The following is a 13786-nucleotide window of genomic DNA, read 5'->3' as shown; positions in this document are numbered from 1 at the left end:
CCGGAATTGCGGGCCACGCCGTCCACCAGCAGGTTGGTCGAGGTGCCGATCATCGTCATCGTGCCGCCCAGGATCGACAGATAGGACAGCGGGATCAGCAGCTTCGAGGGGGATTTTCCCATTTCCTTCGCCAACTGCATGAAGATCGGCATCATCACCACGACCAGCGGCGTGTTGTTGACAAAGGCCGACATGGCGCAGACCAGGCAAGAGACAAGGCCCAGCGTCATCATCGGACGCGCGCCCGCGTGGCGCGCCGCGCGCTGACCGATCCAGTCCAGCGCCCCGGTCCTGACCAGCCCGCCGACGATGATGAACATGAAGGCAATGGTCCAGGGCGCGGGGTTGGCCAGCACCTCGGCCGCGTCGTCCTTGCCCAGGATTCCAAGGCCCAGCAGCACCACCGCGCCCAGAATCGCGGTCACTTCGGGCGGGTAGGTTTCGCGGATGAACAGCGTCAACATGCCCGCGATGATCAGGATCGTGACGATCGCCGAGGCTGTTCCGGTCAGTTCAAATCCGAACATTCATGTCTCGCATCCCGCACCGGGGAACCGGCCAGTCGGCGCATATTGATCCTATTCCGCGCCGTGCCGCAAGCGGGCCGTCGCGCGGCTGCCTGGATCGGCGCCGGTCAGGGTCGCGGGCGTCGCGGCGCCAGGCGGGCGGCCCGCGGGACCCTTCGCCGCCATCATCCGCCTGGCCCGGATCCGGCCTGCGGACGCCCTGGCGCGCTTCCGGCCCGGTGACCGATCAACGATTCGGCCACAAACCCGCGTGACGGTTCACGTCCTTGTAGAGAAGATAGCGGAACCGCCCCGGCCCGCCCGCATAGCAGGCCTGCGGGCAGAAGGCGCGCAACCACATGAAGTCGCCGGGGCCGACCTCGACCCAGTCGCGGTTCAGGCGATAGACGGCCTTGCCCTCCAACACGAACAGCCCGTGTTCCATCACGTGCGTTTCGGCAAAGGGGATCGAGCCGCCGGGTTTGAACGTGACCAGCGTGATGTGCATGTCGTGGCGCAGATCGGCCGGATCCATGAACCGCGTCGTGCCCCAGGCGCCGTCGGTATCGGGCATGGGCGAGGGCGGCAGATCCTGTTCCCGCGCGATGATCGGATCGGGCCTGTCGAGTCCCGCACAGGGCTGCCACCGCTTGCGCCACCAGTGAAAGCCGGTCGGGCCGGGCGTCACGTTGCGCACCCGCCATGGCGTTCCCGCCGGGATATAGGCAAAGCCGCCCGGTTTCAGCAGGTGATCGGCACCGTCGATGGTGACGCGCAATTCGCCGCCGGTGACAAAGACCGCGTGCTGCACTTCGGGATCGTCATCAGGGGCGTCGCTGCCGCCGCCCTCGGCCAGTTCGACGACATATTGGCTGAACGTCTCGGCAAAGCCGGACAATGGCCGGGCCAGCATCCACATCCGCATCCCGTCCCATCCCGGCAGGTAGGAGGTCACGATGTCGCGCATCACCGTGCGGGGGATGACGGCATAGGCCTCGGTGAAGACGGCCGTGTCGGTGGTCAGGCCGGTCTGCGGCGGCAGGCCCGCGACGGGGCCGGCATAGGGCCCGGACACATCCGCTTCGACGATGGTGGCCGGATCGCCGGTGGGGGCACCTTTCGGGGGCTGGTTCATGGCAGAAGATCCTTCAGGCGAAGTTCGGCGATGCGCATGACCTGTTTTTCGGCCTCGGCGCGTTCGGTTTCGGTATTGTTGTCCACCCGCGCCCGCATGGCGGCCTGGATGCCGGGCTTGTCGTAATCGCGCACTGCGATGATGAAGGGAAAGCCGTGCCTGGCGACATAGGCGTCGTTCAGCCGCGTGAACTCGGCCCGTTCGGCATCGGTCAGGCTGTCCAGCCCGGCGCTGGCCTGTTCGGAGGTGCTTTCCGCCGTCAGCTTCTTCGCCGCCGCCAGCTTGCCGGCAAGGTCCGGATGCGCCCTCAGCACGTCCAGGCGGGCCTGATCGTCGGCCGAACGAAAGATCTGCGCCATCCGCCGCGCCAGCCCGCGGGCGCTGTCATGGACCGCGCCCATCTCGGCGCGGTGGACACGCTCGGCCACCCAAGGGGAATGTTCGTAGATGCCGCCGAATTTCCGCACGAAGGCGTCGCGGCTCATCTGCGAGGGACGTTCGCGCGGTTTCCAGGGATGGGTCTCGGCCCAGTGGCGCGCGATGTCGAGGCGGGTGGCGAACCACACGCCCTCATGCGCGCGGGCGTGATCGAGGAAGCGCCGGATCGCCATGGCCCGACCCGGGCGCCCCGCAAGGCGGCAATGCAGGCCGATCGACATCATCTTCGGCGCGCCGGCCTGACCTTCGGCATAGAGAATGTCGAAACTGTCGCGCAGGTAATCGAAGAACTCGACCCCGGTGCCGAAGCCCTGACCCGACGAGAACCGCATGTCGTTGGCGTCCATCGTATAGGGCACCATCAATTGCGGGCGTTCCTGATGGACATGCCAATAGGGCAGGTCGTCGGCGATGGTGTCGGCCAGATAGGCAAAGCCGCCTTCCTCGCAGCCAAGCGCGACCGTGTTCATCGAGGTGCGGCCCTGGTAGAAGCCAAGGGGACGTTCCCCGGTGATGCGCCTGTGCAGGTCGACGGCCCGGGCGATGTGATCGGCCTCGACCTCGCGCGGGACGTCCTTGTAGTCGATCCATTTCAGCCCGTGGGTGGCGATCTCCCAGCCCGCCTCCTGCATGGCGGCGACCTGTTCGGGCGCGCGTTCCAGCGCGGTGGCGACGCCGTAGACGGTGATCGGCAGATCCTTCAGCATCCGGTGCAGGCGCCAGAATCCGGCCCGTGCACCGTAGTCGTAGATCGATTCCATGTTCCAGTGCCGCTGGCCGGGCCAGGCCTGGGCGCCGATGATCTCGGACAGGAAGGCCTCGGAGGCGGCATCGCCGTGCTCGATGCTGTTCTCGCCACCCTCTTCGTAGTTCATCACGATCTGGACCGCGATCCGCGCGCCGCCCGGCCATTGCGGATCGGGTGGGGTTTCGCCATATCCTCGCAGGTCGCGGCTGTAGCGCATCGTGATGTCCTTCCCTTGGCTGGTTTCACAAGACCCGTCCGGGCCGCGCCGGGCAAGTCGGCAAGTCCGAAATTCTGTATCAACAAATCGACAAAGATCGCGGCGCTTTCAATCCCGCATTGAAAGACTTGCGGGCCGGGCGCGATTGTGAAGCCATTTCCCCGACCCATACAATCCGCGTCGATGGCGGCGGGGAGAGCCGCGGGGAGGATCATCATGGAACGACTATTCAAGCTGACCGAAACCGGCAGCAATATCCGCACCGAGATCATTGCGGGCCTGACCACCTTTCTGACGATGGCCTATATCATCTTCGTCAATCCCGACATCCTGTCCTCGACCGGCATGGATCGCGACGCGGTCTTCGTGGCAACCTGCCTGGCCGCGGCGATCGGGTCGCTGGTCATGGGGCTTTGGGCCAACTGGCCCATCGGCATGGCGCCGGGCATGGGGCTGAACGCCTTCTTCGCCTTCACCGTCGTCGGCGCGATGGGGTTCACCTGGCAGCAGGCCCTGGGCGCGGTCTTCATCTCGGGCCTGATCTTCCTGTTCCTGTCGGTGACCGGGATCCGGCGCTGGCTGATCGGCGGGATTCCGGTGTCCATGCGCAGCGCCATCGCCGCCGGCATCGGGCTGTTCCTGGCGATCATCGCGATGAAATCCTCGGGTATCGTGGTGGCCAGCCCGGCGACCTTCGTGACGCTGGGCGATCTGACCCAGGCGGGCACGCTGCTGACCATCGCGGGCTTCTTCATCATCGCGGCACTGGATGCACTGAAGGTTCCGGGCGCGATCCTGATCGGGATCCTGCTTGTCACCGTCGCCTCGATCCTGCTGGGCGTCAGCCAGTTTACCGGCATCATGTCCACGCCGCCCTCGATCGCGCCCACCTTCATGCAGCTTGACCTTCTGGGCGCACTGAGCTTCGGGATATTCCATGTCGTCCTGGTCATGGTCCTGGTCGAGATTTTCGACGCCACCGGCACCCTGATCGGCGTGGCCAAGCGTGCCGGCCTGCTGGTCGAGGGGCCGACCCATACCAACAAGAACCTGGGCCGGGCGCTGATGGCCGATTCGACGGCTATCCTGGCCGGTTCGATGCTGGGCACGTCCTCTACCACCGCCTATGCCGAAAGCGCCTCGGGCGTCGCGGCGGGCGGGCGGACCGGCCTGACCGCGCTGGTCGTGGCGGGATTGTTCCTGCTGGCGATGTTCTTCGCGCCGCTGGCGGGGGCCGTGCCGGCCTATGCGACGGCGCCGGCATTGCTGTATGTCGCGTCGCTGATGGTGCGCGAACTGGCCGAGATCGACTGGACCGATGTCACCGAAAGCGCGCCAGCCGTGCTGACCGCGATCGCCATGCCCTTCACCTATTCCATTGCCAATGGCCTGGCTTTCGGCTTCGTCAGCTACGCGGTGCTGAAGCTGCTGACCGGCCGCGCGCGCGAGGTTCACGCGGCGACCTGGATCGTGGCGGGGCTGTTCGTGATCCGCTTTGCCTTCTTCCCCGAAGGCTAGGGCCGGACAAGGATCGCGGCCATCGGCGGCGCCCGGCCGGAATGGGCCCGGACGCCGCCCTCGTTTCCGGCCCGCGGCATGTTTCCGGGCTTGCACCCGGCGCCGCATGTCCTAGGCTCGGCCCCGCGACAACAGGGGAACGAAAACATGGACTGGATGGCACGGGCGACGTCGATCGTGGGCGGGGCGATGGTGCTGCTGAGGCGCGGGGCGGCGCCGAAATCGCAGGCGACGGGGCAGTCACCCACCATCCCCGAAGCCAGGAAACAGGGCATCATGACGCTGAAGATGCCGACCGCGAAGGGTTGGGTGGGCGACCACAAGCCCACCGCCGCGCCCGGCCTGAAGGTCAATGCCTTCGCCCGCGATCTGATCCATCCCCGCTGGATCGAGGTCCTGCCCAATGGCGATGTCCTGGTGGCCGAGGCGCTGCAGGAGGAAAGCCCGCCGCGCAAGCTGATGGATCACGCCATGCAGGCCACGATGCGGCGGGCGAAGGCCATCGGCCAGAGCCCCAACCGCATCACGCTGTGGCGCGACGGCGACGGCGACGGCGTGGCCGAGACGCGACATGTCTTCGTGCAGAACCAGAACCAGCCCTTCGGCATGGCCATGGTCGACGGCACCTTCTATGTCGGCAATACCGACGGGATCGTGGCCTTCGACTACACCGAAGGCGCGGACCGGCTGCAGGGTCCGGGCCGCAAGCTGGTCGATTTCAAGCCCGGCGGCCACTGGACCCGCAGCCTGATCGTCAGCCCCGATCACAGCAGGATCTATGCCGGCGTCGGATCGCTGACGAATATCGGCGACGAGGGCCTGGAGGCCGAGGAAGGCCGCGCCGCGATCTGGGAACTGGATCTGGCCAGCGGAAAGGCGCGCATCTTCGCCTCCGGGTTGCGCAACCCGGTCGGCATGGCCTGGCAGCCCGACACCGCGACTCTGTGGACCGTTGTCAACGAACGTGACGGGCTGGGCGACGAGACGCCGCCGGATTACCTGACCTCGGTGCAGGAAGGCGGCTTCTACGGCTGGCCCTATTGCTATTGGGACCGGATCGTCGACGACCGGGTGCCGCAGGATCCGGATCTGGTCGCCCGCGCCATCAAGCCGGATTACGCGCTGGGCGGGCACACCGCCTCGTTGGGACTGTGCTGGATGCCGGACCAGACCTTGCCCGGATTCGGCGAGGGCATGGTGATCGGCCAGCACGGATCCTGGAACCGCTCGACGCTCAGCGGCTATCGCATGATCTTCGTGCCCTTCGCCGAGGGCAGACCCTCGGGACCGCCGCGCGACATCCTGTGGGGCTTTCTGTCCGAGGACGAGAAATTCTCCTATGGACGGCCGGTCGGCGTGGCCATAGGACCGGACCGCCGATCGCTGCTGATGGCGGACGATGTGGGCGACGTGATCTGGCGCGTCAGCGCGGCATAACCGCCCGGCAGCGGCGCGGCGTCCGTGTCGTTCGCCTGGGAGGACCGTGACGGAACAGGATCCCGCAGCCGGACGTTGCCCGACATGACGACCGACCCTTTCGCCGCCCTTGCCGCAAGGCCCGGAGGCGCGCTTGCCCTGCTGATCGCGGCCGAGGGCGGTTTTCCGCGCAGGCCCGGGGCGGCCATGGCGCTGTGGCCGGATGGCGGCCGGGTCGGCCGGCTCGGCGCGGGCTGCATCGACGCCGACATCGCGGGCCATGTCGGCGCGGCCCGTGCCGTCACCCATCTGACCTATGGGCTGGGCGGGCCGATTGACCTGCCCTTGCCCTGCGGCGGAACCGTGCACATCGCACTGATCCAGCGTCCCGATCCGGTCTGGCTGGCTGCCATCGGCGCGGACCGTGCCGCCCGGCGCACCGGCCGCTGGCGCATCGATCTTGTCACCGGGGCGGCCTCCCGCGACGCAGCGACGGGCTTTGCGCTGGTCCTGCCGCCACCGCCCGCGGTGATCCTGCACGGCGAGGGCGACGAGGCCGAAGCTCTGGCGTCCATGGTCGCCGCGCTCGATCTGCCCTGCCACCGGGGCGAAAAGGCTCCGCCGCCGGACGCCCAGAGCGCCGTCGTGACGCTGTTTCACGACCATGACCGGGAATTGCCTCCCCTGCGCGCGGCGCTGGCCTCGCCCGCCTTCTATATCGGCGCGCTCGGATCGCGACGGGCACAGCTTGCGCGTCAGGCGGCCCTTCGCGAGACGGGGATCGACGAGGCGGCGCTGGTCCGTCTGCGCGGCCCGATCGGCGTCGTCAGCCCCGTGCGCGAACCGCGTCTTCTGGCCGCCTCGGTCCTGACCGAGATCCTGGCCGCCTATGATGCACAGTTCGGATGATCCGCGCCGGGCTGCTGCTGGCCGCTGGCGCCTCGCGCCGCTTCGGACCCAAGGACAAGCTGCTGAGCCCGCTTCGCGGCCGCCCGCTGATCGCCCACGCCGCCGAGGCGATGCGCAGGGCGGCGCTGGACCGCCGTATCGCAGTCATCGCCAATCCGGACCTGGCGCCTCATCTGGCCGGCTTCGAGATCGTGGCCGTCGCCCCGGGCGGGCAGTCCGACAGCCTGCGTGCGGGACTGGCCGCCGCGGGCCGTCCGGACCTCTTGCTGATCGCGCTGGCCGACATGCCCTTCGTCAGCGCAAGACATCTGGACCGGGTTGTCGCCGCTGCCAGCGACACGATGCCCTCGGCCAGCCGCGACCGCGGCCCGCCCATGCCGCCGGCCTGTTTTCCGGCGGCCTGGCTGCCAAGACTGGCGGCCTTGAAAGGCGACCGGGGCGCGGGCCCGCTGATCGGGGATCTGCCGCCGGCGGCGGTGATCGAGGCCGCCGGTCAACTGGCCGATATCGACACGGTGAACGATCTCGCCCGGATCCGGCGCGCAACCCGGCCGGCCCGCCTTTCGCACTCTTCTCAAATACCTCGGGGGTCCGGGGGCGGCGCCCCCGGCCGTCGCGGGACGCGATAAGCTATCCCAGAACCTCGGTGATCGCGTCCTTCGTCACCGACACGATCTGATCGGCCTCGGACTTCGTCAGGCACAAGGGCGGCGCGAATCCCAGAATGTCGCCCTGCGGCATGGCCCGCGCGATCACGCCGCGTTTCAGCATCGCGGCCACGACCTTGGCGCCCTTGCCATCGGCAGCCTCGAAGAAGATGCGTTTTTCCTTGTCCGCGACCAGTTCCACCGCGCACAGCATCCCTTCGCCGCGAACCTCGCCGACATGACCATGGCCGCCGACCTGCTCGCGCATGTTCTGCCAGAAGTAATTGCCGGTCTCGCCGGCATTCTGCACCAGTCCAAGGTCGTCGATCAGCTTCAGGTTGGCGATTCCCGCCGCCGCGCCGATCGGATGGGCCGAATAGGTCCAGCCATGTCCCAGCACGCCGTATTCGTCCGTTCCACGCGTCAGCACGTCCCACATGCGCTGACCCACGATGCTGGCCGACAGCGGCGCATAGGCGCTGGTCAAGCCCTTGGCGCTGGTGATCAGGTCGGGCTTCATCGCGTAATGATCGCTGCCGAACATGCTGCCCAGACGCCCGAACCCCGTGACCACCTCATCCGCGATCAGCAGGATGTCGTGGCGGTCCAGCACCTTCTGGATCGCGGGCCAGTAGCCGGCGGGCGGCGGCACGATGCCGCCCGTGCCCAGGACCGGCTCGCCGATGAAGGCGGCGATCGTGTCGGCGCCCTCGGCGGCGATCAGGTCTTCCAGCTTTTCGACGCAATAGGCGGTGAAATCGGACTCGGACATGGCCAGGTCGGGTCGGCGGTAAGGATAGGGCGCCTCGGTATGGATCACCTGCGCCAGCGGCAGATCGAATTTCTTGTGAAACAGGTCCAGCCCGGTCAGGCTGCCGGTCATCAGGCCCGAACCGTGATAGCCGCGCCAGCGCGAGATGATCTTCTTCTTCTCGGGCCGGCCCAGGATGTTGTTGTAATACCAGACCAGCTTGATGTTGGTTTCATTCGCGTCCGAGCCGCCAAGCCCGAAATAGACCCGCGCCATACCTTCGGGCGCGCGCTCCATCACCATCCTGGCCAGAGTGATGCTGGCCTCCGAGCCGTGTCCCGCATAGGCGTGGTAATAGGACAGTTCGCGCGCCTGATCGGCGATGGCTTCGGCGATCTCCTTGCGCCCATAGCCGACATTCACGCAGTAAAGCCCGGCGAACCCGTCCAGCAGGCGGTTGCCGTCGCGGTCGGTGATGAAAACGCCCTCACCGCCGGTCACGATCCGCTGCGGGCCCTCGCCTCGCGCGAATTGACCCAGATTGGTCGAAGGATGGAAAAAGCTCTCGCGGTCCCACTTCGCCAGTTCGTCATTGGTCAGCATCTCGTTTCCTTTCATCGCCGGTGGTTCAGGCCCAGTCGCGGCAGACATATTTGATTTCGGTAAAGGCTTCGAGCCCCTGACGCGCGCCCTCGCGGCCGATCCCGGATTGCTTCATGCCGCCGAAGGGGATCGGCGCGCCGGTGACCTTGGTGCGGTTCACCGCGACCATGCCGTATTGCAACGCCCGCGTCAGCCGATAGATCCGGCGCGGGTCGTGGCTGTGAAGATAGGCGACCAGCCCGTATTCGGTGGCATTGGCCCGCGCGATCACCTCGTCCTCGGTGTCGAACGGACTCAGCGCGGCGACGGGACCAAAGGTTTCCTGCGACATGATCGCGGCCTCGTCTGGCACATCGGCCAGAACCGTCGGCCTGAAGAACAGCGGCCCCTGGGCCTCGTCCACTCCACCCCCGGTCAGCAGCCGCGCGCCCTTGGCCAGGGCATCCTCGACATGCGCCATCTGCTTTTCGATCTGGCGGTCATGGATCAGCGGGCCGATATCGGGATCTCTCATGCCCGGTGCCAGGGTCAGCTTTTCGACTGCGGCGGTGAAGCGGGCACAGAAATCGTCATAGATGTCGCGCTGGATATAGAAGCGGTTCGCGCCCAGGCAATCCTGTCCCGAGGTCGCGAATTTCGCCTTGATGCCCTCGGCCACGGCCCGGTCCAGATCGGCGCCCTTGAAGACGATGAACGGCGCGTGTCCGCCCAGTTCCATGACCAGACGTTTCACCGTATCGGCCGATTGGCGATAAAGCAGCCGCCCGATCTCGGTCGATCCGGTAAAGGACAGGGCCCGGACGCGGGTATCGGCGGTCCATTCGCCGACGATGGTCGCGGCGTCGCCGATGACGGTGTTGACCACGCCTTCGGGAAACCCCGCGCGGCGGGCCAGTTCCGCAAGGGCCAGCGCCGAGAGCGGGGTCTCGGCCGAGGGGTGGATGATGACGGTGCAGCCCGCGCCAAGCGCGGCCGCGGCCTTGCGGGTGATCATCGCGCAGGGAAAATTCCATGGCGTGACCAGCGCGGCGACACCCACCGGCTCGCGCCACAATTCCATCTCTGCGTCCGGCAGGTGGCTGGTCACGCCTTCGATGTTCGGGCGCAGCGCCTCTTCGGCATAGAATTGCACGAAGCTGGCGGCGTATTCGATCTCGCCCCGCGCCTCGCTGATCGGCTTGCCCTGTTCGGCCACCATGATCCGGGCAAGATCCTCTTTCGCCTCGACGATCATGGCGTGCCAGCGATGCAGGATCTGCGCCCGGTGCTGGGGCAGCATCGCGGACCATCCGGCAAACGCCGCCTGCGCGGCATCGATGGCAGCGCGGGCGCCGTCGCGGTCGCTGATGGCCACCTTGGCGATGACCTCGCCGGTCGCGGGATCGCGCACGGCCATCCGGCCCTCGCCGGCGAAATCGCCCTGGCCGGGCAGCAGGCCGGAATCGGCGATCCGGTCGGTCAGTCGGGAAGACATGTCGTCAAGCATCGTGCACCTCCTTGCCTGACACGGATCTAGGTGCCGCGCGGGGGAGGAATTCTCCAAAGTCGGTCGCCGCCGCAGAAAAATCCTCTGCTCCGGCGGTTTCTTCGTTGCGGAAATACCCTGGGGTGAGGCGCGGCACGCGCCGAGGGGCAAGGCCCCTCAGCCCTCGCCTCCGCCCAGCAGCGCCAGCGCCGGCGGCAGATCCTTGACCGGCTTGGTCACGATATAGCTGTAATAGCGCCGCAGCCCGGCGGGGCTTTCCAGCAGATTGTCCATCAGGTCCTGAAATGCCGCGACATCGGTCGATACGACCTGCATCAGGTAATCATAGCCGCCGCCGATGGCCCAGCAGCCGGTGATCTCGTCCATCCGCGCCACGGTGCGCTCGAAGGTCCGGAAACTCTCGGTCCGGTGAGTGTCCAGTTCCACCATCACGAAGACCTGCACATGCGGCGCCAGCCCGGCAAGCGCGATCTCGGCGCGATAGCCACGGATAAGCCCGGCCTGTTCCAGCCGCTTCATGCGTTCCCAGCAGGGCGTCGGCGACAGGTTCACCCGCGACGCAAGCTCGGTCTTCGAGATGCGGCCCTCGCGCGCCAAGGTCGCGAGAATGGCGATGTCACGATCATCGAGGCGAAGCGGCGTCATGATCCGCTTGTTTCCGCCGCCCCGGCCAATGTCAATCTGGACAAGCCGCCGCCGCATCGCGAATCATGCGGTCCATGTCGCATTGGCCGCTCACCCGCGAGGACATCTCGCGCCCCGCCTATCGAAGCCTTGCCCAGGGCCTTGCCGCCGCCATCGATTCGGGCAGCCTGCGCGCCGGAGAGAAATTGCCGCCGCATCGCGATCTGGCCTGGCGGCTGGGTGTCTCGGTCCAGACGGTCAGTCGCGCCTATGAGGAACTGATCCGCGCCGACCTGATCTCGGGCGAGGTGGGGCGGGGGACATTCGTGAAATCCGGCCCGCGCGAGACGGTCGAGGTGCCGTGGTTCCGCGCCGCCACCGACCGTCCGCCGATCGATCTGTCGATGATGACCCCGGTCCGCCTGCCCGCCATTGCCGAGGCCTGGCGCGATAGTCTTGTCCGCCTCTCCGACAGGCTGCCCGATGGCGCGATCCATTCCTTTCGCCCGCGCCAGACGATGGCCCTCTACGGCGGCATGGCGGCGGCCTGGCTGGCACGCTGCGGCCTGGTCGTGCCGGCGCAGCGCATCCTGATCACCAACGGCACCACGCCCGCCATGTTCGTGGCGCTGATGAGCGCGCTGAAACCGGGCGACGAGATCGCCACCGAAAGTTCGACCTGCCACACGCTGAAACCGGCGGCCAGGCATCTGCATCTGCGTCTGCGCGGCGTTCCCGGCGACGAGGCGGGAATGGATCCGGGCGCGCTGTCAAAGGTCGTGCGTGCCTCGGCCGGGCGGGTGAAGGCGGTGTTTCTGCTGCCGTCGGGGGCGGGCCCCTTCGCGCGGATGATGGATCGCGACCGGCGGCAGGCGCTGGCCTGCGCGGCGCGCGAGGCCGGCCTGATCATTCTGGAAAGCGATCCGACGGGACCGGTCGCGCGGCGCCGTCCTCCGCCCGTGTCCCATTTCGCGCCCGAACGCAGCTTCTACTTTACCGGCTTGTCGAAATGCCTGTCGCCGGGATTGCGGCTGGGTTTTCTGACCATGCCCGAAACGCTGGCAGAGCGCGCGCTGAACCGGCATCTGTCGCTGGCCTGGATGGCCACGCCGCTGATGGCCGAGATCGCGCAGGACTGGATCGCCAGCGGCGTGGCGGACCGTCTTCTGGCCGCCCAACGGATCGAGCTTGCGGGCCGAAACCGGCTGGCGCAGCGTCTGCTGGACGGGCGCAGCGCGGGCTTTCCGCATGGCCTGCACCGTTGGCTGCCGCTGCCGCCGGGCACCGACGAACGCGCGTTGCTGGACCGCGCGCTGGACCGCGGCGTGGCGGTGGCGCCGGGCAGCGGCTTTGCCGTCACCGACCGCGATCCGGCGCTGCGGATCTGCCTCGGCGCGGCGCCCTTGCGAGAGATGGAACGGGGGCTTTCGATCCTGGCCGGGATCCTGCCCGAAAGTCGGCCCGAGGGCCGTCCCGGACCATCCGTTTGACACCCGGCCCCCGAATTGTCATGGTTTAATATAGAAATTGACATGCAAAGGGCTTGGTCCGAACTGTCGAGACAAGCCAGTCCGGGCAGGAACGACCCGGAGCCTGCAAACCCGAGGTTCCTTGCGCCGTTGCGTCAGGGAGGCCCATCAACAGGAGAACACATGACTTTCAAGACATTGACCGCCGCCAGCCTTGCCGCCCTGGTTCTGGGCGCGGGTTCCGCCATGGCCGAAACCTGGCGCTATGCCTTCGAAGAGGCGATGGACGAGGTTCAGGGCAAGTTCGCCCAGAAGTTCAAGGAAGAGATCGAGGCCAATTCCGACAACGAGGTTCAGCTGTTCCCGTTCGGAACGCTGGGCGAATCGGCCGACATCATGGAACAGGCGCAATCGGGCATCCTGCAATTCGTCGATCAGTCCCCCGGTTTTACCGGCGCGCTGATCCCCGAGGCGCAGGTCTTCTTCGTGCCCTATCTGCTGCCCCAGGATCAGGATACGCTGGTCAGCTTCTTCCGCAATTCCAAGGCCATCAACGAGCTGTTTCCGCCGCTTTATGCCGATCAGGGTCTTGAGCTTCTGACCATGTTCCCGGAGGGCGAGGTGATGATGACCACGACCACGCCGGTCAAGAGCCCGGCCGATCTGAACGAGGTCAAGTTCCGCGTGATGACCAACCCGCTGCTGGTCGAAAGCTACAAGGCCTTTGGCGCGACGCCCACGCCGCTGCCTTGGGGCGAGGTTTACGGCGCGCTGCAGACCGGCATCATCCAGGGTCAGGAAAATCCCGCCTTCTTCATCGAATCGACGAAGATGTACGAGGTGACCGACTACATCACCCGCGCCGGCCACAACAACTTCACCACCGCCGTCATGGCCAACAAGGAATTCTTCGACGGCCTGTCCGACGAAAACAAGAAGGTGGTTCGGGACGCGATTTCGGCCTCGTTCGACTATATCGTCGATTACCAGAAGGGCCTGACCGAGGAATCGCTGAACAAGATCAAGGAAGCCAAGCCCTCGATCACGATCAACACGCTGACCGAAGAAGAGCGCAAGCCCTTCAAGGAGACGGCGGCCGATGTCGAGGCGCAGTTCCTCGAGATCGGCGGATCGCAGGCCCAGGCGATCCTGGACCAGATGAAGGCCGATCTGGAAGCCGCGGGCAGTGGCGACGCGGCCGCCGCGGCTGGCGGCAGTGACGAGGCCGCCGCGACCGGGGGCGGTGACAGCGCCGCGGCCCCGGCGGAAGGCACGACCGAGACCGCCCCGGCCGGCAACTAGCCCCGGCCCGTGCCACG

At 67.0% G+C, this 13786-nt stretch carries 12 protein-coding genes; 6 read left to right on the top strand and 6 right to left on the bottom strand.

What is annotated here, in order from left to right; translation table 11 throughout:
• From B4A72_RS11525 to puuE, 3 genes are all read right to left on the bottom strand, one after another.
• Window positions 1-527: SLC13 family permease (locus tag B4A72_RS11525; RefSeq protein WP_292978630.1), on the bottom strand; the 527-nt coding region annotated here is incomplete at its 3' end.
• A gap of 226 nt (window positions 528-753) precedes the next feature.
• Window positions 754-1641 (bottom strand): bifunctional allantoicase/(S)-ureidoglycine aminohydrolase, encoded by an 888-nt coding sequence (locus B4A72_RS11520; RefSeq protein WP_292978628.1) that lies wholly within the window; start codon window positions 1639-1641, stop codon window positions 754-756.
• Window positions 1638-3044, bottom strand: coding sequence for an allantoinase PuuE (puuE, locus tag B4A72_RS11515; RefSeq protein ID WP_292978626.1), 1407 nt, complete (start codon window positions 3042-3044; stop codon window positions 1638-1640). Before puuE ends, B4A72_RS11520 begins: the two co-directional genes overlap by 4 nt.
• Window positions 3045-3260: 216 nt before the next feature.
• Here puuE and B4A72_RS11510 point away from each other — a divergent pair, with 216 nt between their 5' ends.
• The 4 genes from B4A72_RS11510 to B4A72_RS11495 all read left to right on the top strand — a co-directional run bounded on the left by B4A72_RS11510 (window position 3261) and on the right by B4A72_RS11495 (window position 7516).
• Window positions 3261-4562, top strand: coding sequence for an NCS2 family permease (locus tag B4A72_RS11510; RefSeq protein ID WP_292955158.1), 1302 nt, complete (start codon window positions 3261-3263; stop codon window positions 4560-4562).
• 147 nt (window positions 4563-4709) lie between these two features.
• Window positions 4710-5999: a PQQ-dependent sugar dehydrogenase gene (locus tag B4A72_RS11505; RefSeq protein WP_292955161.1), complete on the top strand. Its 1290-nt coding sequence runs from the start codon at window positions 4710-4712 to the stop codon at window positions 5997-5999.
• Between the two features lie 84 nt (window positions 6000-6083).
• Window positions 6084-6887 carry an XdhC family protein gene (locus tag B4A72_RS11500; RefSeq protein ID WP_292978624.1) on the top strand — a complete coding sequence of 268 codons (804 nt, stop codon included), beginning with the start codon at window positions 6084-6086 and terminating at the stop codon, window positions 6885-6887.
• Window positions 6884-7516, top strand: coding sequence for a nucleotidyltransferase family protein (locus tag B4A72_RS11495; RefSeq protein WP_292955167.1), 633 nt, complete (start codon window positions 6884-6886; stop codon window positions 7514-7516). The genes B4A72_RS11500 and B4A72_RS11495 overlap by 4 nt, the downstream gene beginning before the upstream one ends.
• A gap of 1 nt (window position 7517) precedes the next feature.
• On the opposite strand, the gene B4A72_RS11490 is transcribed toward B4A72_RS11495, so the two are convergent.
• The 3 genes from B4A72_RS11490 to B4A72_RS11480 form a co-directional block, all read right to left on the bottom strand.
• Window positions 7518-8888: an aspartate aminotransferase family protein gene (locus B4A72_RS11490; protein ID WP_292978622.1), complete on the bottom strand. Its 1371-nt coding sequence runs from the start codon at window positions 8886-8888 to the stop codon at window positions 7518-7520.
• Between the two features lie 25 nt (window positions 8889-8913).
• On the bottom strand, window positions 8914-10284 hold the full coding sequence (locus B4A72_RS11485; RefSeq protein ID WP_414692163.1) for an NAD-dependent succinate-semialdehyde dehydrogenase: 1371 nt from the start codon (window positions 10282-10284) through the stop codon (window positions 8914-8916).
• Window positions 10285-10530: 246 nt separating this feature from the next.
• Window positions 10531-11019 carry an Lrp/AsnC family transcriptional regulator gene (locus B4A72_RS11480; RefSeq protein WP_292955176.1) on the bottom strand — a complete coding sequence of 163 codons (489 nt, stop codon included), beginning with the start codon at window positions 11017-11019 and terminating at the stop codon, window positions 10531-10533.
• A 74-nt stretch (window positions 11020-11093) separates the two neighbouring features.
• Here B4A72_RS11480 and B4A72_RS11475 point away from each other — a divergent pair, with 74 nt between their 5' ends.
• Together B4A72_RS11475 and dctP are read left to right on the top strand one after the other, a co-directional pair.
• Complete coding sequence (locus B4A72_RS11475; RefSeq protein ID WP_292955179.1) at window positions 11094-12488, top strand: PLP-dependent aminotransferase family protein; 1395 nt, start codon at window positions 11094-11096, stop codon at window positions 12486-12488.
• 162 nt (window positions 12489-12650) lie between these two features.
• Window positions 12651-13769 (top strand): TRAP transporter substrate-binding protein DctP, encoded by a 1119-nt coding sequence (gene dctP, locus B4A72_RS11470; RefSeq protein WP_292955182.1) that lies wholly within the window; start codon window positions 12651-12653, stop codon window positions 13767-13769.
• Window positions 13770-13786 lie beyond the last annotated feature (17 nt).

It is taken from the genome of Paracoccus sp. UBA5162 (assembly GCF_002413585.1).
GTDB lineage: Bacteria > Pseudomonadota > Alphaproteobacteria > Rhodobacterales > Rhodobacteraceae > Paracoccus.
The sequence above is the reverse complement of the archived record's forward strand: the minus strand, read 5'-3'. Positions and strand labels throughout refer to the sequence as shown.

Bases quoted from the DNA above. Each gene is read 5' to 3' on its own strand.
- B4A72_RS11495 (WP_292955167.1), top strand. From the start codon at position 6,884: ATGATCCGCGCCGGGCTGCTGCTGGCCGCTGGCGCCTCGCGCCGCTTC.
- B4A72_RS11475 (WP_292955179.1), top strand. From the start codon at position 11,094: ATGTCGCATTGGCCGCTCACCCGCGAGGACATCTCGCGCCCCGCCTAT.
- B4A72_RS11505 (WP_292955161.1), top strand. From the start codon at position 4,710: ATGGACTGGATGGCACGGGCGACGTCGATCGTGGGCGGGGCGATGGTG.
- dctP (WP_292955182.1), top strand. From the start codon at position 12,651: ATGACTTTCAAGACATTGACCGCCGCCAGCCTTGCCGCCCTGGTTCTG.
- B4A72_RS11500 (WP_292978624.1), top strand. From the start codon at position 6,084: ATGACGACCGACCCTTTCGCCGCCCTTGCCGCAAGGCCCGGAGGCGCG.
- B4A72_RS11490 (WP_292978622.1), bottom strand. From the start codon at position 8,888: ATGCTGACCAATGACGAACTGGCGAAGTGGGACCGCGAGAGCTTTTTC.
- puuE (WP_292978626.1), bottom strand. From the start codon at position 3,044: ATGCGCTACAGCCGCGACCTGCGAGGATATGGCGAAACCCCACCCGAT.
- B4A72_RS11485 (WP_414692163.1), bottom strand. From the start codon at position 10,284: ATGGCCGTGCGCGATCCCGCGACCGGCGAGGTCATCGCCAAGGTGGCC.
- B4A72_RS11480 (WP_292955176.1), bottom strand. From the start codon at position 11,019: ATGACGCCGCTTCGCCTCGATGATCGTGACATCGCCATTCTCGCGACC.
- B4A72_RS11520 (WP_292978628.1), bottom strand. From the start codon at position 1,641: ATGAACCAGCCCCCGAAAGGTGCCCCCACCGGCGATCCGGCCACCATC.
- B4A72_RS11510 (WP_292955158.1), top strand. From the start codon at position 3,261: ATGGAACGACTATTCAAGCTGACCGAAACCGGCAGCAATATCCGCACC.